Below are 24,091 nucleotides of genomic sequence, written 5' to 3' on the forward strand. Positions count from 1 at the left end.
GTACGGTGGGACACCGCGCCTTGCGAGGGTTTCCGGCTGAGGCGAGGTCAGCGGGGAAGCGCGAGCAGCGCGTCGAACGCGTGCCGCAGCATCCACGCGGCGTCGTGCGGTGACGCTGCGCGGGCGCGCTCGGCGATCGTGCCGAGCCACGCAGCGACCGGAGCTGCCGCAGGATCACGCCCACACTCCCCGACGATGGCGTCGGCGGTGAGCTGGTACTCGCGCGCGCAGCCCGCGTGGTCGCCCGCGTTGTAGGCCGGCACGCCCTGGCGAATGGCGCGGAGGATCGCGCCCCTCACGAGATCGCTGACGAGCGCGATGGGCGGGCCATGGCGCGTGGGCGCGGTGGCGAAGGCCTGCGCGGCGGCCTGCGGAGAGGGCTGCCGCAAGCGCTCGAACGCCTCCGAGAGCGCGGCGGCGACCGCGTCGCCCGTCGCCCGGCTCGCGACGGCGAGCGCGCGGTCGAGCGCGGGGAGCTCGGCCTGGCGCCCGGGCGCTCCCTGAGGAGCGGCGGCAGCCTCGCGGAGCAGGGTCGCGAAGCGAAGGTGGATCGGGCCCGCCACGTCCGCGCGCCCGAGCGCGTAGGTCCGCGCGGCCACCGCCTGGAAGACGTCGATGGCGAGGTCGAGGGCGTCGCGCACGGGGAGGTTCGACGTCGGTGCGGCGCTCGCGAGCTCGTCGAACGCGTGCCGAAGCGTCCACGCCGCGTGCGTGGGGCTCGGCGCCGCGGCGGCTTGCTCGTAGGCCACGAGCAGGCGCGCGCGCTCCGCGAGGCCGAGCGGGGGCGTGCGTTGCGGCGAGAGGGCGGCCGCGACGCACTCTCGATAGAGGGCGTAGCAGCGCGCGTGGTCGCCCGCGTTGTAGGCCGGCGCGCCAAGCTCGATCGCGGCCCAAATCGAGCCGAGCAGCCCGCGCTCGACGCCGATCAGAGCTGGGCCGACGCGGCCAGACACCGGGTGGCTTGGAGGAATGGAGGGCACAGGCGCGGGCGGGGGCTCCAGCACCCGGCGGGCCGCCTCCACGAACGCGCGTGCGGACGGGAAGCGGTCCTCCTTGCGCTTGGCGAGCAGGCCGCGCGAGAGCTCCTCGAGCCCCAACACCAGGGGCGACGTGCCGAGCACGGGGGCGAGCGGCGGTGGCGGCGCGGTGAGGTGCAGGCGCAAGAGCTCGAGCGGGTTGCTGGAGTCGAAGGGCAGCGTGCCGGTGAGCAGCTCGTGGAGGGTGACGCCGAGCGCGTAGAGGTCCGCGCGACCGTCGACCTCGGCGCCGGAGAACTGCTCGGGCGCCATGAACGCCGGAGTGCCGTGCACCCCGCGGCTGCCGGTGAGGCGCGCGCCGTGGCGAAGCCGGGCCACCCCGAAATCGAGCACTTTCGCGACGTCGACGTCGTCCTCGCGGATGACCATCACGTTCTCGCTCTTCAGATCGCGGTGGACCACGCCGCGCTCGTGCGCGTGCGCCAAGCCGCGCGCGACCTGCACGGCGAGCTCGAGGGCGCGCCGCGGCTCGACCCTTCCCGCCCGCCTCACCAAATCGGCGAGGGTGTCTCCGGCGAGGTGCTCCATGGCCAGATACAGCAGCCCCGAATCCGACTGGCTGAAGTCGACGACCCGCACGATGTAGCGGCTCTGCAGGAGGCTCGCGACCTCCGCCTCGCGCTCGAAGCGCGCCCGCATGGGCTCGTCGTAGGCGAGATCGCCGTAGAGCACCTTCACGGCGAAGAGGCTCGCGATGCGCGTGTGCGCCGCCCGGTAGACCTGGCCCATGCCGCCCGACGCGAGGTGGTCGAGCACCCGATAGCGCTCGCCGAGCACGGCGCCGAGGAGGGGATCCACGAGATCGGCGCGCGTGGGGACGCTGTCACGCGGGCAGGAGCGGCGCTCCTGGAACGCCGCCCGACAGACTTCGCAGTACCTCACGCGCAGAGCTTACCCGCACTCGGGCGCGCCTGCTCAAGTGCCGCGCCTCGGGCACGCAGAGCGGACCATGCCGAATGACGATCCGCGGCGCTCGGCGGTCAGCCCTCGACCACCACGCTGACCGGTCCCTTGAGGTTCGTGGAGCCCCAGGCCGGGTAGAAGACGCGCACGCCGAACGGCTCGAGCGAGATCGGGCTCCGCATGATGACCCGCTGCGTGGGCTTCTCGACGCGCTCGTAGTCGACCGACTTCTTCATGTAGTACTCGACCCGCCCATCGGGGAACGTCGCCTCGATGGCCACGGGGGTGAGCTGCCGCAGCAGCCCGAGCAGCACCACCTTCGAGGCGCCGAGACCGCGCAAGAAGCGCTGTGGCGGGGAGTCGTCGGCGAAGAAATTGCCGAGCGCGATCGTGAACGCCTTGTGCGAGAACGCGAAGGTCTCGCGAATGAGCCGCTCGTTCTCGGGGTGAATGTAGTTCGTGCTCCGCCCCCGGGACACCGTGTACGCTTGCTCGGGCGTGAGGCCGTCGAAGCCCTTCACGACGCGCACGTCGTTCGAGGTAGGAGGGCGGCCGAGGTTGTCGGGGATCTCGAGGAGGGCGCGGTCCGGCGCGACCAGCTCGCCGCCGTCGACGTAGCCGTTCGCCTTCGCGTAGGCGCCGACGCGCGCGTAGAAGGTCTTCGTGGTGCCGCGCTGCTTGTCGAGCTCGGCTAGGCTGAGAAACCAGCCGTCGTCTTCGGGCCCGGCCGTGGGGCCCGCGCGGAACGCGAGGAGCGACTTCGTGGCGGTCGCGGTGACCTTCACCGCCGATTTCAGCGCCGTCGTGTCGAGGGCTCGGTCGTTCGCGACGAGCAGGATCGCGGCCTCCTCGGGGGAACCGGCGACGATGCCGGCGGTGTCTTTCCCGGTGACGAGGTCCTCGCTCTCACCGAGCTCGTCGACCAGCTCCTCGTCGGGCGCGGCGGCGGAGCAACCCGCTACGAGGGCGCCGACCACGAGCGGCACGAGCCGGAGGCGGGCGGAGTTCTTGAAGGAGGCGAGAGCGAGCGCGACCGTCTTCATTGGGACACATCCTTAGCCTCCCCAGGCGCGGCAGGCAACCGCGAGCGGCGCTGGGCGCGGGCTCGGGCGCCGCGCAGCCACGGAGCGACGGCGGTTGTCTGTTGGCGCCCACGAGGATAGAACGGAGCAGTGAGTGTAGTAGGCATCGATCTCGGGACCACCAACACCGTCGTGGCGTCGATGCGGGCTGGCCGCGTCAACGTCCTGGCGGACGAGACGGGCCAACGGCTCCTGCCGTCGGTCGTGTCGTTCCATCCGAACGGCGAGGTGCTCGTTGGAGGGCCCGCCAGGGCCCGTCGCGCGATGGATCCGCGCAATACGGTGGCCAGCCACAAGCGGCTGCTCGGGCGCTCGTGGAACAGCCCCGAGATCGTACAGGCCCGCGCGCGCGTACCCTACGAGCTGCGGGAGGGCCCGGCGCAGGGGCCGCTCGTGCACGCCCGCGGGAAAGACTACACGCTCCCCGAGATCAGCGCGTTCGTTCTGAAGCGCGCCAAACAGATCGCGGAGACCGCCCTTGGCGGCGCCGTTCAGCGCGCGGTCATCACGGTTCCCGCCCACTTCAACGAGCTGCAGCGCGCGTCCACGAAGGTCGCTGGCCGCGTCTCCGGGCTCGAGGTCCTCCGCATCCTGAACGAGCCCACCGCGGCCGCCCTCGCCTACGGCCTGGGCCGGGTCGGCTCGGAGCGCATCGCGGTCTACGACTTCGGCGGCGGCACGTTCGACTGCACCCTGCTCGACCTCAACAACAACGTCTTCGAGGTCCTCGCGACCGCGGGCGACACCTTCCTCGGTGGTGACGACGTCGACGCGGCCATCGCCGAGCGCATGGCGGAGAAGCTGCTGAAGCAGCACCGCGTGGACGCCAACACCGACCCTGGCGTGTGGGAGCGCCTGCGCGCCGCGGCCGAAGAGCTCAAGATCACGCTCTCCACCCGCGACAACGCCCAGGTCACGGTCGGGGACCTCGGCTACGGCGTCGGCGGCGCGGCGCTCTCGCTCCAGTACAGCCTGTCGCGGGGCGAGCTCGACCAAGTCATCCAGCCGCTCGTGGAGCGCACGTTCCGTGTCACGCAGGACGCCCTCGGCCTCGCCCGCCTCACCCCCACGTCGTTCGACAAGGTCGTGCTCGTTGGCGGCAGCTCGCGCATCCCGCTCGTGCGTCGGCGCGTGGAGGCGTTCTTCGGTGCGCCGCCGATGGACCGCATCAACCCCGACGAGGTCGTCGCGATGGGGGCCGCGATCCAGGCGTCCGCGCTCACCGAGGGCGCGGGAAAGCGACCGATCCCGGCGCCACCCGGCGTGCCCTCCGCCAAGCCCCAGACGCTGCGCGGCCTCCAGAGCGAGGAGTTCACCTCCACGCAAATGAAGATGCCGTCGGCGCCCGCCTACGCGCGTTCGGGGTCCGCTCCGCCGCCGATCGGTCGCACCGACTCCGCGCCCCCGTCGAACCGCAGCCTGCCGGCCGCGCCCGCGTCCACGCGCAACGTCGTCGACATGTCGAGCGCCGCGATCCACGACGTCAAGCGCGACGACGAGCCGAGCATCCCTTCGTTCCCCGGAGCGGCGGTCCCGCCCCACTCCGAATTCTACGACTCCATCACGGCCGCGAAGCAGCGCGAAGCAGCGAAGCGCTCGACCGACGAGTTCACCGACTCCGGCTGGACCGAGGACGAGCCCACGATGGCGGGCAGCCACCCGCCCCCGGCCAACCCGGAGCTGCCGTTGGCCCTCCAGAGCGGCGGGTTCGGCGCGCTCGACGAGCCGCCGTCGCTCGTGAGCTCGGTGAGCGCCGTGGGTCTCACGCACGTGCCGAGCTTCTCGGACTACGAGGACAGCACCTCCGCGACCGAAGCGGTCCCCGGGGGCACGTTCGGCGAAGTCCGCGATCTTAGTCTCATTTCCAGCTCGGGGGTCTCGTCTCCGGGCACGGTCCCTGGCGTGCCTGCGAGCTGGCACGACACCGCGTCCTCGCCCGAGCCGCACACGAGCCAGCAGGCCGCGGCCCCCTCACCGGGCATGAGCGGCGCACCGCCCGAGAGCACTCCGAGGGTCCCCTTCGGGCCGATGAGCGACCTCGGCAAGGCGCCCGCCGACCCCAAGAAGCGCACAGATCCGTACGGCCCGTTCGAGGGCAAACGCACGGCGGCGATGTCCAACGCGCCGCCCCTCCCGAAGGCCGCGCCTCCGCCCGCCAAGGCGCCCCACAAGACCACCGATCCCTTCGGCGATCGCGCCCCCGCGGAGGCGCGCCGACCGCCCCCTGCGCCCCCAGCGGCGCCCGCCGGGCGCGCGGCACCGCCCGCGCCACCCGCCCAGCCAGCTCCCGCGCGCGGCGTGGGCGTGGGCGCAGGCGGCGGCGCGAGCGCGTTCGCCGGTGCCTCGGGCGCGTACCCGGCGCAGGGCAGCGGCCAGTACCCCGCAGAGGGCAGCGGCCCCTACCCCGCCGTCACGCCCGACTACCCCATTCAGCACGCGGTGATCCAGTCGGCGCCCCCGCCGGCCATGGCGCCTCCAGCCGCGCCGCCCATTTCGCACCAGCCGCCGCCCATGCCCGGCCTCGGCTCCACCATGGAAATGCACGCGGCCCCGCCGCTCCCGCAGGGCTTCGCGCCCACCATGCAGCCCATGCAGCCCCCCGTGAGCTACGGGGCGCAGGCGCCCATGGGCTACGGGCCCCCAGCGCAGGCGCCCATGGGCTACGGCCCACCCGCGCAGGCGCCCATGGGCTACGGCCCCCCCGCGCAGCCGGCCATGGGCTACGGGCAGGCGCCCGCGCAAGGTCGGCCCTACGCGCCGGTCCTCGTCGACGTGACGCCGCGGGCGCTCGTGGTCGAGACGGCCGGCGGGTTCTGCGACACCGTGATCCCTCGCAACGCGAAGATCCCGTGCGAACGCACGAGAAAGTTCTCGACCGGCCGCGATCAGCAGACCGTCGTGCGCGTCCGAGTGGCCCAGGGCGAGCACTCGACCTTCACGCAGAACACCTATCTCGGCGAGGTGGAGCTCAGCGGCTTGCGACCGGCGGGACGCGGCGAGGTCACGGTGGCGGTCACGTTCGAGCTCGACGCCGACGGGACGCTCAACGTGCGCGCGTCCGACAGCGCCACGGGCCACGAAGCCCGCGCGTCGCTGCGCCTGCTCGGCGTGGCCGACGAAGAGTCCGTGCTCGACATGGTCCACCGCATGGGCAAGGCCTAACCCACGATGGACGAGGCGGCGATCGCGGGGTGGCTGGCCGTTCTGGACAAGCTCTCCTATTACGCCGTGCTCGGCGTGGAGTCCCGCGCGACCCACGACGACGTGAGGGGCGCGTTCCACGCCTTCGCGGAGACCTTCCACCCCGATTCGCACCATGGGCGCTCGCGCGACGAGCGCCGCGCGATCGACAAGATCTTCAAGCGGGGCGCCGAGGCGTTCCGCGTGCTCTCCGATCCGCAGCTCCGCGCGCACTACGATCAGACCCTCGCGCTCGTGTCAGACCACGGCCAGGCGCGCGCCGCGGTGGCCCACACGCGCTCCCCGGCGAACCCGAGCCTGTCGGCCCCCACCGGACGCCTCGTCGACTCGGTGAAGTCGCCCGGCGCGCGGCCGTTCGTGCTCCGCGCAGAAGAGCTGAAGAAGAAGGGCGACTTCAAGCAGGCCAAGATCCAGCTGACGCTGGCGCTCCACATGGAGCGCGGCAACGCGCGCCTCCAGGAGTTCGCCCGCTCGCTCGACGAGGGCGCGCGCAAGCAGGCCGAGCAAGAGAAGACCACCTGGAAGAAGTGACGCGCGCGCCCCGGCAGGTCGCGCGACGCGCGAACGCGCCGCGCGGCGTCAGGCGGCGAGCACGATTCCGTCGCGCAGGACGCGCGCGAGCTCGCTCGAGACGCGACGAAGCGCCGCCAGGGATCCCTCGAGCGCGCCGGTGACCTCGCCGAGCTCCTTGTCGAGCTCGTCGTTCTTGTCGTCTAGCTGCCGCTGCAGCGCCTCGATTTGGTAGCCGAGATCGACCACGACGCCGGCCATGCGGCGCTCCTCCTCGACGAGCGCGCCGAGCTCCCACGCGCGACCGTCCTCGGCGGGCGGCCGGGTCGCGTTCGCCAGATCGCTCTCGGACGGGCCCGCCTCCATCGCGATCCGGCGCGCGCGCACGGCCTCGAGGTGCGCCCGCTCGCGCGAGCGATCGCGCAGGAGGACGTCGATCGCGTGCCCGAGCGTGGAGCGGAACTCGCGCCCTCGGGCCTCGAGCCTGTCCACGCGAGACTGCAGCTCCGCCACGGCGCGGCACGAGCGCTCGACCCGCGGGATCATCTCGCCCGCCATGATCGCGAGCTCCGCCGCGCGGGCCGCGGCGTCCCCGCCGCCCCGCCTCCGGGCCTCGCCGATGCGCTTCTCGAGCTCGGCGAGCGCAGTGCGCCACTTCGTGGCCATCTCCGGCGTCGCCAGGTGAGGCAGCAGCACGGAGGGGCGCGCCGGGTCGTCCGGAGCGGCGCTCGATCGCTCGGCGACCGGGACCGCGACGGCCGCGCTCGACCGCTCACCGCTCCGTGAGAGCGCGGGCCGAGAGAGGACCATCACCACCGAATCGGGGCGGTTGTCGTCCACATCCGGCTGGGTCACGGCGAGGTCCGCGCGCGGGCTCCGCGCCGAGGTCACCGCGATCGCGGGGAGCGAGCTGCGCGAGATCGACCCCGCGCTGCGCAGCAGGTCGACGAGGGCGTCGTGCACGATGAAGGCGTCAGCGGGGCGATCCTCCGGGTGACGAGCGAGCATCGCGAGGATGAGCGCCTCGAGCCCAGACGGGATCCCCTGGACGCGGCGGCTCGGCGGGACAGGCGGCGTGGTGAGCGGCTTGAGGAGCAGATCGGCCTGCCCCTCCCACTCGTACGGCAACACCTGCGTGAGCAGCTCGTACAGGACGACTCCGAGCGAGTAAATGTCGGCGCGCTCGTCGCACTCGACCCCTTCGACGTACTCGGGCGCGATGTACCCGGGCGTGCCGAAGAGCTGCTCCGAGAACGTGAGGCTCGGCAGGTCCATGATCTTCGCGATGCCGAAGTCGGTGAGCTTGACGATGTCCCGGCCCTCGTCGTCCTTCACGATGAGGACGTTGTCGGGCTTGAGGTCGCGATGAATGACCCCCATCTGGTGCGCGCGGGCCAGCGCGCTCGCCATCTGAACGCAGATGCGCGCGGCGCGCTGCCACTCGAAAGGCCCACGCTGGACGAGGGCCGCGAGGGACTCGCCCTCGACGTACTCCATCACCAGGTACGCGACGCCGTCGGCCTCGCCAACGTCGCTTATCTCCACGATATTTCGATGATTGATGCGGTTGACCGCCCGCGCCTCGCGGAGGAAGCGCTCTCGGTGCGACGGGTTCAGCCCGAGCTCCTTGCGGAGGATCTTGAGCGCGCTCAGCCGGTCGATGATGACGTGCCGCGCGAGGTAGACGCTCGACATGCCGCCGAGGCCGAGGCGCTTGATGAGGCGGTAGCGCGACGCGATGGTGCGGCCGAGGTAGCGGTCGTTGCTCTTGTCCAGGCCGGCGCCGTCGTAGGGACAAAAGCCGGCGTCGTCGGGAAAGAGCTCGGAGCAGCGGGGGCAGATCTTCACGTGGCAAGGCTCCGGTCGGTGCGGCCGAGACGCCCGAGGCCGAGCTCGCGCGCCAGCGCAAGGCGCAGGGTACCAAGGTCTCGCGCCGCGCGCGTGGGTTCCGCGCTCCACGTGGCGCCGATCCCCAGAACGGGCACCAGAAACAGCATAATCCGAGGGCCAGGGCGGCGGCGAACGTCACGGCGAGCGCCTCGGGGCCGGGCGGCGGCGAAGGTCACGGCGAGCCGGGAGCGCGTCGCGATCCTCGGCGACACGACCCGGTTCTCCTGCGAAAGTACGACGCGATGACCCCGACCGACCCTTCTCTCGCTCCGCCCTCGACGCGCGCCGCGGGCTTCGGGCCTCCCGCCGGTGGCGGCGCAGCCCCTCCGCCAGGTGGCTACGGCGCCCCTCCGCCGGGCGGCTACGGCGCCCCTCCGCCGGGCGGCTACGGCGCCCCTCCGCCGGGCGGCTACGGCGCCCCTCCGCCAGGCGGCTACGGCGGTCCCCCAGGCTCAGGCGGCGCGCCCCCGGGCGGCCCGCTCATGCCGGGCGCCGGGGGCGACATCAACACCACCCTCCCCCTCGTGCTCAGCGTCTTGTCGCTGTTCTGCTGCGGCCTCGGCACCGTGCTGGGGATCATCGGCGTCGTGCTCTCCGTGCAGGCGAGCAACGCAAAGAACAGGGGCGACCTCGAGAGCGCGCGCGGGAAGGCGAAGATGGCGGTCATCCTCGCCTCCGTGGGCATCGCGCTCGGCCTCCTCGGCGGCGTCGTGTCTGCCCTCGCGGGATAGCCTATCGCCCCGGGGGGCGAAAAATGGCCACGCGGCGCAGAGCCCACGGGCGCCGCGCCGCGACATGCCTTGGAGCGGCGCGACTACTGCTTGGTGTAGGTCGCCGAGAACACGTACGGCGCCGCGGCGTAGAACGTCATCGTCGTGGCCGTGGCCGTGTACGTCGCATAGGGAATGTTGGTGTCACCAGCGACGGACTCGCACGTCTGGGTCGTCGTCGGCACGTTCCCAGCCCTGGTGAACGTGAAGCTCTTGCGCTTGGTCGCGCCCGCTTGGTCGTTGACCAACTGGCCGACACTCCCACCGCCGCACAGCTCGAGGGTCTGCCGCATCACGAGCGTCGACGGGACACCCGTGCCGGGATACGTCGTCAGGTTCGTCAGGAAATAGCGACCGTCAACCACTGTACCGCCCGTTCCGATGGGCAGGGCGCCCGTTCCCACGGTAACGCTGACGTCCGTCGCGCCGTTCACTACGGTGTTGCACTGAGCGCCGGCGTCCGCCCCAGAGCAGGTCGTGGGCGTCGACGAATCCGGCGGAACCGCAGAGTCGGGCTTCGCAGCGTCAGGCGTGGCGGAGTCGGGCGTCGCGGAGTCAGACGTCGCGGAGTCGGGCGTGGTCGCGTCGACCGGCGGGGTCGCGCTGTCCGTGACCGCGGCGTCGGTGCCGCCGTCGGCGGCGTCCGGCGTGCTCGAGCAGGCTGCCGCGCCGAGGAGAGCGAGCACGCCGAAGATAGAGACCGAACGGACGAGGTTTTTCACGGAAGCTCCAAGATGGGGGAAAGAAACTCGAGACTTGCTTTGCAACGTAGCTGAGCCGCATGGCGACGCTACGTTTCTTGTGGCGGCGGATGCATCGACATCGTCACGCAGGGCCTATCGCGCCGCGGGCGACACTGGGACGGGTCGGGAGCGAAACCGGCCACGCCGCCGCTTCCCTCGGGCCGGTGCGCGGCGCCACATATGCACCTACAGGCAGCGGCCCTCGTTGTGGGCCTTGTAGAGCTCCACGTAGGGCTGACCGTTGAGGCTCTTTCCGAGGGTGAGCGTCTGCGCGTCGAGGGTCACGATGAGCCACGACTCGCCGCGTATCCGGACGACCGCGGCGTTCTTGTCCTCGAACCGGCCGATGGACTCGACCACGAGCGTCCCGAACGACTTGCTGTCCGAGGTCGCCCCCCAGAACGTGTACTCGAGCTGGCCGTAAAACACGTATTGCTGGGTGGACCCGCTCTTGAACCAGCACTGAGCGTTGGTCATCACGGTCCACATTTCGTTGGCGATCGTGTCGCGATCTGGGGCCTCGAGCGCGACGTACGTGTCCTTGGGCGCGTTGCACGTGCCGAGCACCTTGATGCCCTGTCCCGGGCACGGGGTTCCCGTCGCCGGGGTGCCTGTTCCGGGCGAGGACGAGCCCCCGTCGCCAGTCGGTGTGCCCGAGCCGGTGCCGGGCCCCGTAGTGACCGTACAGCCCGCGCCCGCGAGCCACGCGGTGGCAAGCGCCACGCGCGCGAGCGACGTCCCAAGGCCGAGACGAAGGGTCGAACGCTCGACGAGCAGGTTTCGAATTTCGACGAGGCGGCTCCCCATGCGCTCAAGAATGGCTCAGGCCAGCGTCGATCGCCACCCCTGAAAGCGCTCCGCTCGAGCGCTCCGGCGCGCTCGGGTTGGTGTTGCCGGAGAAGTGCGCGGGGCGGACCTCACTCCCGTCGCCCACCAAAGAACGCGGGGCTAGCTAGCTAGGGGAAGTCGACGTGTCTCTCGACGGGCTCCACGGCGCGCGGCGGGCCTGGCGGTCCCAAATTGTTAACCGCAGAGTGCGCGAGTTGGTACCCTCTCGTGACATGCCGCCGCGCCCCGACGTGGAGATCCTGTGCCGCCGCGCGTCGGTGTCCGGCGGTCTCGAAGAGCGAGAGCTCCGCGCGTGAGCGACGAATGGGACACCGTGCCAGGGGGGCCCTTCCCCAGGGGGACGGCCTTCGGGAGCTACGTCGTCGAGGAGCTCATCGGCGAGGGAGGCATGGCGGCGGTCTACCGGGCGCGTCACGCGAAGCTCGGTCGGGACGTCGCGCTCAAGGTCATGCACTCGTCGCTCGCGGCGAGCGACGGGCACGTGCGCCGCTTCATGCAGGAGGCGCGCTCCGCCGCGTCGCTCAAGCACCCGAACATCGCGGACGTCACGGACGTAGGCGAGCTCGACGGTCGCCCCTACATCGTCATGGAATACCTCGAGGGTGAGTCGGTCGCGGCGCTGCTCGCCCGACGCGGACGCCTCACGCCCCTCGAGATCGCCGACCTCGTGTTGCCGCTCGTCTCCGCGCTCGGAGCCGCCCACAACGCGGGCCTCATCCACCGCGACATCAAGCCCGAGAACGTCTTCCTCGCGCGCGAAGCTCGCGGCGCCGAGCGCCCGGTGCTGCTCGACTTCGGGATCTCGAAGCAGCTCACGTCATCGGAGAGCCGGCTGACCCAGGTCGGGCAGTTCGTCGGAACTCCGTATTACATGTCGCCCGAGCAGATCCAGATGAACGTCCAGATCGACGGGCGTGCGGACGGCTACGCGCTCGGGGTGATGCTCTACGAGCTAGCGACCGGCGTGCTGCCGTACCGCTCCGACCAGTCGCTGTACGTGCTGCTCGCCGAGATCGTGCTTGGCCGGGCGGAGCCGCCGTCGCTCCACGAGCCGACGCTCCCGCCCCAGTTCGAACGCGTCGTGCTTCGCGCGATGTCGTGCGATCGAGAGAAGCGCTTCGCGACGGTCGAGGAGCTAGGGAGCGCGTTGCTGCCGTTCGCGAGCCCCCAGGTCCAAGCGGTGTGGGCGGACGACTTCGAGGACAAGCCCCTACTAGCGGACCGCCCGATGTCTGTGCCGCCGGCGAGGATGCCCTCGTGGCGAGCACCGGCCGCCGAGCTCACGCGGCCTGCGCTCCCCACCTCGGTGGTCCTCTCGGCCCCCGACCTGCGCGTAATCCCCGACCTCGACGGGTGCCCCCAGGCCGAGCTCGACACCTTCCTGCTGGCGGTGGGGGCGTTTCGCTACCCCGCGGGCGCCGTCCTCTTCGAGCAGGGCGCGGAGGCGGACGGCTGCTTCGTCGTGCTCGAGGGTGAGGTCGAGATCGTGAGGGAGTCTCACTCGCGACGGGACGTGCTGGCCGTCATCGGCCCGGGCGAGTTCGTCGGCCAGGTCGCGCTCGTGGAGGATGCCCTGCGTTCGGCGTCGGTCATCGCCCGGAGCGACTCGCTCGCGCTCTGCATCGGTCGAGACGTGTTTCACCGCCTGCTCGCGTCGGGCTGCGGGATCGCCGCCCAGCTCCAGCGCATGCTCGCGGTGTCCGGGATCCGCCAGCTCCGCACGGCGACGCGGCGGCTCTCGAGGCTCCTCGAGGAGCGCGCGATCCAGCGCGACGACACGGATCAGACCCCGCGGCTCGAGCGTCTCCGCGCCGCGATCTCCGAGTGGTCCGTGGCGATCGACACGCTCCCGCCTCGCCCCGACCACTGATCGGTGCAGATTCTTGTTTATTATCAATAATTTAACCAACCGTAGCCTTCAAGCGGCGAGAGGGGCCGCCAGATCGCCTACCACGCGCTCCACCAGGTCGCCCCTCACCGACTCCCACGCGCGGATCCGCGGGCCCTTGGGGACACGCCACCGCCGACCTTCGCGAGCTCGCGCACGGGAGCGGCTCGACGCGACGTCACGCACGATCGACTCAGCCCCGCTGCCCGCGAAGCTTCGCGAGCTCCGCCTCCGCGGCGTCCGCGCGAGCGGCCTCTGCGGCGCGGGCCTCGGCCTCTGCGTCCGCGCGAGCGGCCTCCGCGGCGCGCCCCTTGGCCTGTGTATCAGCCCGAGCGGCCTCCGCGGCGCGGGCCTCGGCCGCCATGTCCGCGCGAGCGGCCTCCGCGTCCGCCCGGGCCGCCTCACGCTCGTCCGGAGTGGGGACGAGGGCCTTTCCCTCCGCGTCGTGCGCGAGCCGCAACGCGGCCTCGAGCCGCTGGAGCTCGTGCCGCCCCTCCGCCAAGTACGGCGCGACCACGAACCACTTGCCCAGCACCACGCTGAAGGTGCTCTCGCCCTCCACCACCCGCTCCACCAGGTCCCCCCGCACCGACTCCCACGCGCGGATCCGCGAGCCCTCGGGCGCGTCGACGTTGAACGTCACCACCTCGCGCACTCCCATGGCCTCGAAACGTTGGAGCTTCTCGCCGAGGGCGAGCTTCTCTTCCGTATCCGCCGGACTCAAGACCTCCACGCACAGGTCCGGCGCTCCCTTCTCCCACGTCTTCCAAGAGGCGATCGATTCCGCGGGGACTCCCACCTTCACGAACGCGTCGGGTGCGCACTTCCGGTGCGGATCGCGCGGATCGAAATACACGAACTGGTCGGCGCCGAGCGCGGCCTGCCCTCGAGGCAGCACCTCGCTGAGGACCTGATACAGCACCTCGCACAGCCGCAGGTGTCGATGACTCTGGCCCATCTCCCACTCCGGATCGCTGACGGGGAAGTGCAGCGGCCGGATCGGGCGGACGTACTTGACGTCCGGCCGGGCGGCGTCGTCACGACGCAGAGGTTCGATCGTCATGAGGGACATCGTAGGCCACCGAGCCGCGGGCTGCATGCCGACCTCCTCTGCAGCGCGCGTGCCGCCCCGCGAGGGCCGCACTTCTCGAAGAAGCGAGGCCCCGCTCGCGCCCCGGACGTCCGGCCGGGTGTCCCGGGACACGCCACCGCCGCCGCCGACCCGGGCGCTCCCGCTCGGCCCGCTCCTCGAGGCATCGCGACTCACGTCGATGAGAGGTGCCGACCGGGATGCCGGATCCGTTCAGTGGCGCGACTCGGCACCTCGCGGCGAGCGACCGGCGCCTCCCTGCGGTACCTGCGACGAAGGAACGCGCAGGGCGCGCGGCGGAAGGCCGAGCCGCCGTGAGCCGCCCGGACCTCAGCGACACGCCGGCCGAGGTCGACCCCGCCAAAGAACGCGTCCACCACGGTCTTCCACGAGCGCGCCTTCTCCTTCGGCCCACACTTGAAGGGAGCCCCGGTCGCTTCGACGTGAGGCCGAGGGCCGCGCGCTCTTGGTCGAAGACGCGTGTCGCGAGCTCGGCGGCATAGCCAAGGACGAGGAGACTCCTCGGACAGGTTGACGCGCGGAGCGCCTACGCGCGGCCGTACACGGGCACGCTCGCCCCGGAGATGTCGCGGGCCTCCTCGGAGAGGAGAAACGCGACCACGCCGGCGGCCGACTCGGTCGACACCCAGCGAGTGGGATCGGCGTCGGGCATGCCCTCGCGGTTCGCCTCCGTGTCCATCGTGCTGATGAGCACCGAGTTGACCCGCACTCCCGACGAGAGCACCTCCGCCGCGGCGGCGTGCGCGAAGGCGACCGCGGCGGCCTTGCTCGCCGTGTAGGCTGCCGAGCCCTTTCCGGACCACGGGCGCTCCACGTTGCGGGATCCTACGATGACGACGGCGCCGGCTCCCCGCGCCACCATGCCCGGCAGCAGGCCGGCCAGCGCGGCGTGCACGCTCAGGGTGTTGAGATCGAGCATGTCGGCGAGCTCGTGTGCGCCCTCGTGCACGAGCACGCCGCCGGCCCACCCGCCCGCGACCAGCGCCGCGCACGACACGGGCTCGCCGGCCGCCGCCTCACACTCGGCGAGCGCGCGGGCGAACTCCGCGGACGAGGAGTCCGACACGTAGGCGCTCACAGCCGCGGCGCCGAGCTCGGCGCCGAGGGTGGCGAGCGACGGCCGACGCTCCACCAACGCGACCCTCTGGCCACGACCGACGAGCAAGCGAGCGACGGCCGAGCCGAGCGCGCCCCCCGCCCCGGTAATGAGGGTCAACATCCGACGATGCTACACGGATCGGAGGGCCACGACTCCGTGAACCGTGCGCCGACCCGACCCCGTGTCAGTGCTGCGGCTGACACACGAAGCAGTCCCCGCCGGCCACACACTCGTCGCGGTTCACGCACGTGCCGAGCTTCCCAGGGGAGACCTCGCACGAGTCGCCCATGCGCGCGCACGGCTTCTGCGGAGCCTGCGTGGGACACCCGAAGAGAGGCGCGGCGAATGCGATCAACGCGACCACGGTGGAGCGGCGGAGCATCAACGCACCCTACCAGGCCCGGACCACGGCGTCCGCCAAGGCCAGCGCGTCGTGCCATCGCCCGCGCCGTTCAGTGAAGGGCGCAGCGCGCCCCCTGGCGGAGCTCGAAGCCCGCGCCGATGGTCACGTAGCCCGCGAGCGGCCGCGGCAGCGCGCGGTGGACGACCCAGCGCTCGAGCTGACGGCCGGTGTCGGAGCGATCCGCGCCCGCGGTCGTGCCCGCGCGCAGCTCGAGGCCCTCGAGGCAGACGCGCGCCTCGCCCCACCGCACCCGCGCGAGCGCGGTGCCGTGGCCCTCCCTGCGGGGCTCGCCGTCGAGCGCGAGCCAACCGTCGAGCTGCACGGTGGCGCGGTAGCCGGCCGCGTCGCCACGGCACGCCGGATCGTCGGCCGGCGTGAGGGTCGACCACGGGGCGAGCGTGACGACCTTCCCGTGCGGCAAGAGGAGGCGCGCGGGGTCCTCCCGAGACGCCGGCTCGAGCCCACTCGCGAACCGCACGACGCCGAGCTCGCCGCGCGGGCCCACCGCCACCGCGTCCGCGATGAACGGATAATGATCGGTGAGGTCCGGGCCCGCCCAGCTCATCACGGTGGAGAGGGTGCCGCTCGCCGAGACACGTTGGAGGAGACTGCGCGCTCCATCACTGCGGAGCAGAGCGAGCTCTTCCCCCGAGAGCTCGGCAGCCGAGAGGACCACCTCGGGCGAGTCCTCCGGCAACAGCACCACGCGCGTAGCGCCGGCGCGCGACCAAAACGCGAGGCGCTCGCCCGTAAGGAGCAGACCGCCGGGCGCGCCTGGATCCAGCGGCGTAATCGGCACGGCTCGCGCCACGGCGAGGTTGCTGGCCACGTCGTGGGCGGTGGAGCCTCCCGTGCCGAGCGCGCGCGCCACATCGGCCAGGGTGAGCGTGACCGTCCGGCGCACGGCGAGCGGATCGAACGGCGCGACGTAGGTCGCCGCCATGCGGAACGGGTCGGAGACCTCGACGACCACGGCGCGGCGGGAGGACTCGCTGCCGTCGGAGCCCTCGTCCGTGCGGACCGGATGGGGAGTGGCGCGCCCCAGCGTCGCCACGACGTTGAGCCCCTTCGGCGCGGTGACGGCGCCGAGGTCCGAGTCCTCGGCCGCGGGCAAGACCCTGCCCGCCACGGCGCCCGAGGCCTCGCAGCGAACGGGGATCGGCGGGGCAAACGAGGCGGCCTCCGCGGGAGGGACGGCGTGTGCAACGAGCGGCTTCGGGAGCGCGGGGTCCTCCGGGTAGCCGACGCGCAGCCACCCCCCCAGCGCGCAGCCGAGGTCCCCACACTGGACTGACGAGATCGGGCGGTGCATCGTGGACGAAGGCGTGGGGTGCGATGGGGGGGGCGCCACCTCGCTCCACGTGGCGCCGCGATCGGTCGTCTGGAACAGGCGCCCCGCGGGCGCGATCCCTAGGGCGCGAGGACCCGCCGTGCCATAGAGCGCGGTGTCGCCGACGAACACGTTCGCCGTGGGCGCACCGGTGGGCGGGAGCGTGACCGCCCTGCCGCCGAGCCACCCGCGCAGCACGCCGTCGGGACCGTAGGACCAGTCGCGGTGAATGAGGCTCGGGCGGCCCCCGACGCGACCCGCGGTGACCAGCGTCGCGCCGGTGAACGTGCGCGCTTCGCCCGTGACGAGGTCGAGAGCGGTGGCCTCAGCCCCGCTGAAGGTGAGGCTCGTCGCCCCGCCGTCGGCCCGCGGGACCACGTAGCCGAGGGCTCGAAGGGCGCCACCGTCGCCGACGCCGCTGCGCTCGACCCAGGAGCCCGACGTCCCGCGGACACAGACGACGCCGTCGCGCGCGGGGCCCGAGCATGGTCCGGCGTATGCGAGGGCTCCGTCGTCGGAGGCGGAGAAGGCCAGAGCGCTCGGGAAGGTCTGCTCCACGCGAACGGGCTTCCCGAACAGCGTACCCGACACGACGAGGCGCTCGCTGGCGCGGCGCGCGCAGACGAACACGGCGTCGTCCGAGGTCCGAACGGCCTCGCAGGTCACGTCGGGCGGGAGCTTGCCTCGCTGGACGGAGACGAGCTCGCCGCTCCGCAGGGACACCCGCACGAGATCGCCCGCGCTGGCGATGATCGCCACGCCCGGATCCTCGGCCGGTACCCCCGCGCGAAGTGCCGCGCGCAGCGGCGCCTCGCTGACGCGCCAGCGCGGATCGCGCTCCACCTTGGGCTCCTCGGGGAGGTGCTCCACGCGCGCGATCCGGCCATCGGGCCCCAGCCGCGCGGGCGCGGAGTCCGCCACGGTCACGTAGAGCGCGTCCGCCCGCTCGACCAAGCCGCTGGGGGCGTCCTTCAGGTCAGCGGTGACGTCCCGCCAGCTCTTCCCCGCGTCGCGCGTCGCGAGCAGGCGCCCGCGGTCGGTCGTCGCGAGACCTAGGCCGTCGTCGCGCGTGAGGATCTCGACGAGGCCGGGTGGCTCCACGGGGACACGCTCACCGCCAGGGAACCGCAACATCCACCGCCGCCCGTCGGTCGAACGCACCAGCACGCGATCGAACGCGGGCCGCGCCTCGAGCAAGCTGCCGCCCGGGAAGTACGCGACGCCGGTCAGCGCGCCGTCGAACTGTGACGCGTGATACAATGCGACATCATTCAGGAAAATAAACCCTCCACCGAGCCGAACGGGCAGCGCGGAGACGTACTGGAGAGGGCTCGGCACGACCTCGCGCGCGACGCGCAGGCGCGCGCCGCTCGACACCACCCGGACGCCGCCGACCAGCGCGCCGAGGTCCTTGCCGAGCTCGACCGTGCCCTTGGCCCGGGCCCCACCCCACTCGGCGGCGACCGTGTACGGCGACATGGCGGCCTCGGGCTCCGACGACCCCGCGACGTCGTCCGCGGCCACCGCCGGCCGCGGGCGATCACCACCGGGCACGACCGCGAGCTCGCGCGGACCGCACGCCGCGGCGAGCGCCACCGTGAGCCAGACGAGCCGCCCCCCGGCGGGCCGCGCGCGCTGCGCGCTCACGACGACCTCGGCGACGAGGGGCTCGCGGGCAGCACGCACCGCGCGAGCACGTCGAGGTACGCCGCGCGGACGTCTTTGTTGAGCGCGCGCACGTGGGCGAAGAGGGCCTGCGACGCCGTCCCCGTAGGACCGTCACGCATCCCGAGCCGCCGCGCGAGGAGCGGGAGCGTCGGCTGGCCCTCCTCGAGCACGGTCGCTGCGGTCCCCGTGGACACCCGCAGCGCCTGCTCGAGTCCCCGCATGCTCCGGTAGCCCTCGCGCAGCACCGCGGCCGTGTGGGGATCGAGGTGACCGGCGGCCGAGAGCGCGTCGAGGGCGTGCTCCGTCTCGGGGGTCCGGACCGAGGGATCTCGACCGTGCGTCATCTGTAGGTATTGCACGGCGAACTCCACGTCGACGAGGCCCCCGTAGCCGAACTTGAGGTCGATGCGTTGTGGCCCACCCTCGTCTCGGCGCTCGCGCCCTAGCTCGCGCTCCATCCGCATGCGGAGATGTTGGGTACGCGCGGGCTCGGGCGCGCCACGCTCGTAGGCCGCCTGGGTCGCGATCGCCATCACGGCCTCGCCCAGGGCGGCGTCGCCAGCGACCGGGCGGGCGCGCAGCAGGGCCTGTCGCTCCCACCCCGCGGCCTCGGGATCTCGCCCGGCGCGTTCGGCGTGGTAGCGGCGAAACGCCTCGAGAGAGACGACGAGCAGACCATGGTTCCCCGACGGGCGGAGGCGCGTGTCGAGCTCGTAGCCCGGCCCGTCGCCCTGGGGCATGCTGACGAGGCGGAGCACGCGCTGCGCGGCCCGCACGTAGCGTTCGGCGGCGTCCTCGTCGTCACGGATCGACTCGTACACGAAGAAGACGTCGAGGTCCGAGCCGTAGCCGATCTCGCGGCCGCCGAGCTTGCCCATGCCCACGACCACGAGTCCCCCGACGAGGCCGCGCTCACCGAGCGCGAGCCGCACCGCGCTCTCGAGGGTCTCCTCGGCCACCGCCGTGAGCACTCGCTGGGCGTCGCGCGAGCTGAGCTCACCCGAGAGCTCGGCGAGCCCGACCTCCATCGTCACGCGGCTCTTCGCGCGGCGCAGCGCGCCCACGCTCGCGTCCGTAGGGTCGTCTTGCAGCTCCTCGACGGTGAGGCTCGCGAGCTCGTCGCGCACCTCGGCGCGCGCGGTCTCCGGCGTGGGCACCCCCTTCACGAACAGGAGGCGATCGACGAGCTCCGGGTGCCCTGTGAGGAAGCCGCCGAGGAACGCGCTCGCCCCGAAGAGGCCCACGAGCCGGGAGAGCACAGGCACGTCGGCGGCGAGCGCGCGAACGTACACGCCCGGCGTACGGAGGCGGGAGAAGAACGCGCACAAGAGGCGCGCGGCCTGCTCGGGATCGCCGGCCTCCGACAGCGCGCGCACGGTCTCGCGCGCGACCACGGGGAAGCCGTCGCGCGTGGCGGCGCCCAGCGGATCGTCGCGGCGCCGCGCGAGCGTGAGGAGGTGGCGTGGCAGGTCGGGGGCGAGCCCGAAGCCCGACGGGAGCACCTCGCGGACGCGCTCCTCGTCGCCCGAGTCGAGCGCTGCGTAGAGCCGCTCGAGCTCGTCGGAGCTCGCGCCCTCGTCGGCGATCACCACGGAGGCGAGGCGGCGCGCGACGCGGGCGCGCGTCGCGGCGAGATCGGCCTCGAAGCGCGCGGCGTCCTCGAAGCCGAGGCTGCGGGCGATGACCTCGAGCATTCGGCCGCGCGGGAGCTCGTGGGTCTGAAGCCCGGTCGCGTTCTGGACGCGGTGCTCGACGCGGCGGAGCGTGAGGTACGCGTCGCGTACGTCGCGCGCCTCTCGCTCGGTCACGAGGCCGCGAGAACGTAGGCGCACGAGGGCCTTCAACGTCGACGACGCGCGGAGCTGCGGCTCGCGCCCGCCCCAAATCAGCTGGAGCGACTGCACGAAGAACTCGGCCTCGCGGATGCCCCCGACGCCGTGCTTCAGGTCGCGCTCCGGGTCCGCCGACAGCTCCGACCGCGCACGCACCACGAGCTGCGCCATCTCCGCGGCGATGGCGGGGTTGACGACGCGGCGCCACACGAACGGCGAGAGCGCGGCGAGCAACCGCGCTCCGAAGCCGGGCGCCCCGGAGCGGCCGACCTCGCGCGCTCGAAGGAGCGCGGCGCGCTCCCACGTGCGGCCCCAGCTCTCGTAGTACCGCTCGGCCGCGCCGAGAGAGTTGACGAGCGGCCCGCGCGAGCCCTCCGGCCGGAGACGCAGGTCGACCCGCCAGACCACGCCGTCCTCGGTCGCGTCGTCCAGGGTCGCGGTGAACCGCTGGGTCACGCGCGTGAAGAACTCGTGGAGCGTCACGTCGGTGGGGGCTCCATCCCGGGTGAGCTCGCCCTCGTCGGTCTCGTAGAACGGGAGGAGATCCACGTCGCTGCCCGCGTTCAACTCCTGGCCGCCGAGCTTGCCCATGCCGAGCACGGTGAAGCCGCACGGCTCTCCGTGCGCGCCGCGCGGCTCCCCGAAGCGACGGGTGCCCCAGCGCACCGCCTCGTCCACCGCGAGCGCGACGCACACGTCGGCGAGGTCGGAGAGCTCGCGCGCGGCGACGTCCACGTCCCCGAGCGTGGGGAAGAGCTCGCGCGCGGCGACGCGCAGCTTCTCGCGGCGAGCGAACACGCGGAGGCCGCGGCGCACGGCGTCCTCGTCGTCGAGGTCGGGGCACGCCTCTCGGGCGAGCCGGCCGAGCGTCGCGGCGTCGCGGCGAAGACTGAGCCCCGAGCGCGCGACGTACACGAGATCGTCCGGGTGGGCCTCGATGGCGTGACGCGCGGCGGGGTACGCGGTGCACAGCAGGCCACCGAGCGCGCAGGTGTCCTCGTCAGCGGCGAGCCCCCGCCCGGCGAGCATGGCGCGCACCGCGTGGGTCGCCTCCTCGAGCGGCGATGGCGGACCGACGAGGTCGTAGTGCGACCGTGGCAGGTTCATCGCGCCCAAGTGTACACGGGCCTGCACGCCGGGCGGGCTCCGGCGGGGTACCGACCGACATGCCCCTACACGCTATTCACAGCCCCCGGTGACGCTCTGGGCGCAGCGGCACGCGACCGGCGAGCGCCGCGTCGATGACGGCCAGGATGCGATCGCGGTCGCGCGGGAGCTCACCCCCCAGCGGCAGATAGTTCGACGCGTGGTTCGTGCGAAACACGGCGTGGGTGGGGCGCGTGTGCTCGAGGAACGTCCGCAGCTCGCCGAGGAGCGCGGGCACCTCGGGCACGACGAAGCGCCCGCGCTTCGCCAGGGTCGCGAGCGGCGTGCCGGGCACGACGGTGACCGTGAGCGCGGCCACGAACTCGGGATCCATGCGCGTGACGAGTCGCGCCGTCTCCCGGGCGTGCTCGTCCGAGCGCTCCATGGCCACGCCGAGCAACACGATGACGCTGAGCGCGAGCCCGGCGCGCCGCGCGCGCGCGGCTGCCTCGACGTGCGCCTCGTGGTCGTCCCCCTTCGCGATCCGCTTCAGCGTGGGGTCGTCCCCCGACTCAGGGCCGATGTAGAGTACACGGAGTCCGAGGGCCCGGAGCTCGGCCAGCTCCTCCTCGGTCTTCGCGAGCACGTTGCGCGCCATCGCGTAGCACGAGACGCGGCGCAGACGCGGCAGCTCCGCGCGCGCGGTCGTCAGGAGCGAGCGCCAGCTCTCCATGGGCATCGCGAGCGCGTCGCCGTCGGCGACGAACAGCTTCTCGACGTCATCCCCGAACGCGGCCGCGGCGCGCTCGAGGTCTTCACGCACCTCCGACGCGTCGCGCACACGGTAGGCCTTGTCGCTGTACATGTCGCAGTACGTGCAGTGGTTCCACGAGCACCCGATCGTGGCCTGCACGATGAGCGAGTCCGCCTCCGACGGCGGACGGTACAGGCGACCTTCGTAGCGCATGCCCGCCAGCATGCCTCGAAGCCGCGTCCCGCGCGGGACGATCGCGCGTGGAATCGGTCCGCGCTCCTCTCGAGCGATACGCCTGCACGGCAGAGCTACCCCGTCAGGCCCGCGTTCCGTTCGCTCACGAGCGGGAGCGGCAGGTACACTCGCGGCATGACGCAGAAGCTCATTCTCTCGGACGCGGAGTGGCGCGCGAGGCTCTCACCGGAGGCCTACGAGGTCCTCCGCCGCCACGGCACCGAGCGGCCGGGCAGCGGCTGCTTCCTCGGCACGCACGAGCCGGGCACGTACGTGTGCGCCGGCTGCGGGACGCCGCTGTTCGCCTCGGGGGAGAAGTTCGAGTCGGGCACCGGCTGGCCCTCGTTCACGAGGCCGGTCGCGGCCGAGAACCTCACCACCATCGAAGATCGCGCCTACGGCATGGTGCGCACGGAGGTGCGCTGCGCGGGGTGCGATGGGCACCTCGGCCACGTGTTCCCCGACGGCCCTCCGCCCGCCGGGCAGCGCTACTGCATGAACTCGGTCGCCATGCGGCACGTCCCCGCCGGCGAGCCCCGCGACCCCTGACAGCCCGTTGATGAACTCACGTCGCCCGCGCGCCGCCGCATCGGCACGGGCTGCGTTGCGCTCCTCCGGTGCCGGCTCACCGAAAAAAGTAGGCTCCGCGGGCTCCTCGGATCGCGCCTCGCCCGATGGCGCGCGGACGACGCGCGGGCTCGGTCCGTCGATCAACGGGCTGCTGAGCGGAGGGCCGCTCGCTTCCCCGCCGCTCGGGAGCGGGCAAGTTCGCGCGGGGAGTCAGAGGCGCCGGTGCTCGAGGCAAGGGAGCGACGCGCGGACCCTCTCGAGGTACTCGAAGTCGAGGGTGGCGGTCGCGACGCCCTCACCCTCGCCCGCCTGCGCGAGCACGTCGCCCCACGGGTCGACGATGAGGCTCTTGCCGTAGGTGCGGCGCCCTCCGCCGTGCGCCCCATGCTGCGCCGGCGCGAGCACGAACACCTGGTTCTCGATCGCGCGAGCGCGGAGCAGCACGTGCCAGTGGTCCTTGCCCGTCGTGAGGGTGAACGCCGCGGGCACGGTCACGAGGGTGGAGCCAAGGTCGACAAGCCTGCGATACAGCTCCGGAAAACGGAGATCGTAGCACACCGTCATGCCGAGCACCTGGCCGAGCAGCGGCGCGACACACGGCTCCGCGCCCGCGAGCGTTGCGCGGCTCTCGCGCAGCTCCGTGCCGTCCGCGAGGCACACGTCGAAGAGGTGCACCTTCCGGTAGCGGGCGACGAGCTTGCCCTCGCGATCGAAGCACACCGAGGTGTTGTAGGGCCTCGTCGCGTCGGGGCTCCGCTCGGGCATGCCGCCGCCGACGATCGCCACGCCGTGGGAGCGCGCGAGCTCGCGGAGCGCCGAGACGATCGGCCCTGGCTCGTCGTGCGCGAGCGACTCCGCCACGGCCTGCTTCCTCGCGTCGTCTTGCGCGTCACCGCCGCCGAGGAACGCGAAGTTCTCCGGCAGGGCGACGAGCTCGGCGCCCTCGGCCGCGGCGCGCCCGACCCAATGCGCGACGCGAGCGAGGTTGTCGTCGACGCGGGCTTGGCTCGAGAGCTGAACGACGGAGACGCGCATCGCTCGCTCATAGCGCATCCCGGCGCGGGGCGGACCCCGCGGCCACCAGGGCGCCGCCCACCTCGCAATTTTGCTTCCGGCGCTCGCCACCAAATG

17 protein-coding genes are annotated in these 24,091 nt (G+C 72.6%); 5 read left to right on the top strand and 12 right to left on the bottom strand.

Going from position 1 to position 24,091, the window contains the following annotated elements; translation table 11 throughout:
• Window positions 1-47 precede the first annotated feature (47 nt).
• Both IPQ09_27555 and IPQ09_27560 read right to left on the bottom strand, forming a co-directional pair.
• Window positions 48-1,919, bottom strand: a complete 1,872-nt coding sequence (locus tag IPQ09_27555; GenBank protein ID MBL0197904.1) for a serine/threonine protein kinase — start codon at window positions 1,917-1,919, stop codon at window positions 48-50.
• Between the two features lie 98 nt (window positions 1,920-2,017).
• Window positions 2,018-2,983 (bottom strand): hypothetical protein, encoded by a 966-nt coding sequence (locus tag IPQ09_27560; GenBank protein MBL0197905.1) that lies wholly within the window; start codon window positions 2,981-2,983, stop codon window positions 2,018-2,020.
• Window positions 2,984-3,112: 129 nt separating this feature from the next.
• Between IPQ09_27560 and IPQ09_27565 the strand changes: the two genes are divergently transcribed.
• Window positions 3,113-6,184, top strand: a complete 3,072-nt coding sequence (locus tag IPQ09_27565) for an Hsp70 family protein (protein MBL0197906.1) — start codon at window positions 3,113-3,115, stop codon at window positions 6,182-6,184.
• A 6-nt stretch (window positions 6,185-6,190) separates the two neighbouring features.
• Window positions 6,191-6,754: a DnaJ domain-containing protein gene (locus IPQ09_27570; GenBank protein MBL0197907.1), complete on the top strand. Its 564-nt coding sequence runs from the start codon at window positions 6,191-6,193 to the stop codon at window positions 6,752-6,754.
• 48 nt (window positions 6,755-6,802) lie between these two features.
• Here the strand turns inward: IPQ09_27570 and IPQ09_27575 are convergent, their stop codons facing one another.
• Entirely contained in the window at window positions 6,803-8,581 is a 1,779-nt protein-coding gene (locus tag IPQ09_27575; protein MBL0197908.1) for a serine/threonine protein kinase, read from the bottom strand.
• A gap of 284 nt (window positions 8,582-8,865) precedes the next feature.
• Between IPQ09_27575 and IPQ09_27580 the strand changes: the two genes are divergently transcribed.
• Window positions 8,866-9,354 carry a CD225/dispanin family protein gene (locus tag IPQ09_27580; GenBank protein ID MBL0197909.1) on the top strand — a complete coding sequence of 163 codons (489 nt, stop codon included), beginning with the start codon at window positions 8,866-8,868 and terminating at the stop codon, window positions 9,352-9,354.
• Between the two features lie 83 nt (window positions 9,355-9,437).
• Here IPQ09_27580 and IPQ09_27585 read toward each other — a convergent pair whose 3' ends face one another.
• Both IPQ09_27585 and IPQ09_27590 read right to left on the bottom strand, forming a co-directional pair.
• A complete protein-coding gene (locus IPQ09_27585) occupies window positions 9,438-10,115 on the bottom strand; it encodes a hypothetical protein (GenBank protein MBL0197910.1) in 678 nt (225 codons plus the stop codon).
• A gap of 207 nt (window positions 10,116-10,322) precedes the next feature.
• Window positions 10,323-10,943, bottom strand: coding sequence for a hypothetical protein (locus IPQ09_27590; GenBank protein ID MBL0197911.1), 621 nt, complete (start codon window positions 10,941-10,943; stop codon window positions 10,323-10,325).
• Window positions 10,944-11,277: 334 nt separating this feature from the next.
• On the opposite strand from IPQ09_27590, the gene IPQ09_27595 reads away from it, so the two are divergent.
• On the top strand, window positions 11,278-12,855 hold the full coding sequence (locus IPQ09_27595) for a protein kinase (GenBank protein ID MBL0197912.1): 1,578 nt from the start codon (window positions 11,278-11,280) through the stop codon (window positions 12,853-12,855).
• 211 nt (window positions 12,856-13,066) lie between these two features.
• Here the strand turns inward: IPQ09_27595 and IPQ09_27600 are convergent, their stop codons facing one another.
• From IPQ09_27600 to IPQ09_27625, 6 genes are all read right to left on the bottom strand, one after another.
• Window positions 13,067-13,936 (bottom strand): Uma2 family endonuclease, encoded by an 870-nt coding sequence (locus tag IPQ09_27600; GenBank protein MBL0197913.1) that lies wholly within the window; start codon window positions 13,934-13,936, stop codon window positions 13,067-13,069.
• A 574-nt stretch (window positions 13,937-14,510) separates the two neighbouring features.
• Window positions 14,511-15,203, bottom strand: a complete 693-nt coding sequence (locus IPQ09_27605; GenBank protein ID MBL0197914.1) for an SDR family NAD(P)-dependent oxidoreductase — start codon at window positions 15,201-15,203, stop codon at window positions 14,511-14,513.
• A 64-nt stretch (window positions 15,204-15,267) separates the two neighbouring features.
• On the bottom strand, window positions 15,268-15,465 hold the full coding sequence (locus IPQ09_27610; protein MBL0197915.1) for a hypothetical protein: 198 nt from the start codon (window positions 15,463-15,465) through the stop codon (window positions 15,268-15,270).
• A gap of 70 nt (window positions 15,466-15,535) precedes the next feature.
• The gene (locus tag IPQ09_27615) at window positions 15,536-18,463 is read right to left on the bottom strand and encodes a hypothetical protein (GenBank protein MBL0197916.1); all 2,928 of its coding nucleotides are present in this window, start codon (window positions 18,461-18,463) and stop codon (window positions 15,536-15,538) included.
• Window positions 18,460-21,423: a bifunctional [glutamate--ammonia ligase]-adenylyl-L-tyrosine phosphorylase/[glutamate--ammonia-ligase] adenylyltransferase gene (glnE, locus tag IPQ09_27620; GenBank protein ID MBL0197917.1), complete on the bottom strand. Its 2,964-nt coding sequence runs from the start codon at window positions 21,421-21,423 to the stop codon at window positions 18,460-18,462. Before glnE ends, IPQ09_27615 begins: the two co-directional genes overlap by 4 nt.
• A gap of 76 nt (window positions 21,424-21,499) precedes the next feature.
• Window positions 21,500-22,369: a radical SAM protein gene (locus tag IPQ09_27625; protein MBL0197918.1), complete on the bottom strand. Its 870-nt coding sequence runs from the start codon at window positions 22,367-22,369 to the stop codon at window positions 21,500-21,502.
• 156 nt (window positions 22,370-22,525) lie between these two features.
• Here IPQ09_27625 and msrB point away from each other — a divergent pair, with 156 nt between their 5' ends.
• Window positions 22,526-22,939: a peptide-methionine (R)-S-oxide reductase MsrB gene (gene msrB / locus IPQ09_27630; GenBank protein ID MBL0197919.1), complete on the top strand. Its 414-nt coding sequence runs from the start codon at window positions 22,526-22,528 to the stop codon at window positions 22,937-22,939.
• A gap of 231 nt (window positions 22,940-23,170) precedes the next feature.
• Here msrB and IPQ09_27635 read toward each other — a convergent pair whose 3' ends face one another.
• The gene (locus tag IPQ09_27635) at window positions 23,171-24,013 is read right to left on the bottom strand and encodes a carbon-nitrogen hydrolase family protein (GenBank protein ID MBL0197920.1); all 843 of its coding nucleotides are present in this window, start codon (window positions 24,011-24,013) and stop codon (window positions 23,171-23,173) included.
• Between the last annotated feature and the right edge of the window lie 78 nt (window positions 24,014-24,091).

This window comes from Myxococcales bacterium (assembly GCA_016720545.1).
Taxonomy (GTDB): domain Bacteria; phylum Myxococcota_A; class Polyangia; order Polyangiales; family Polyangiaceae; genus JAAFHV01.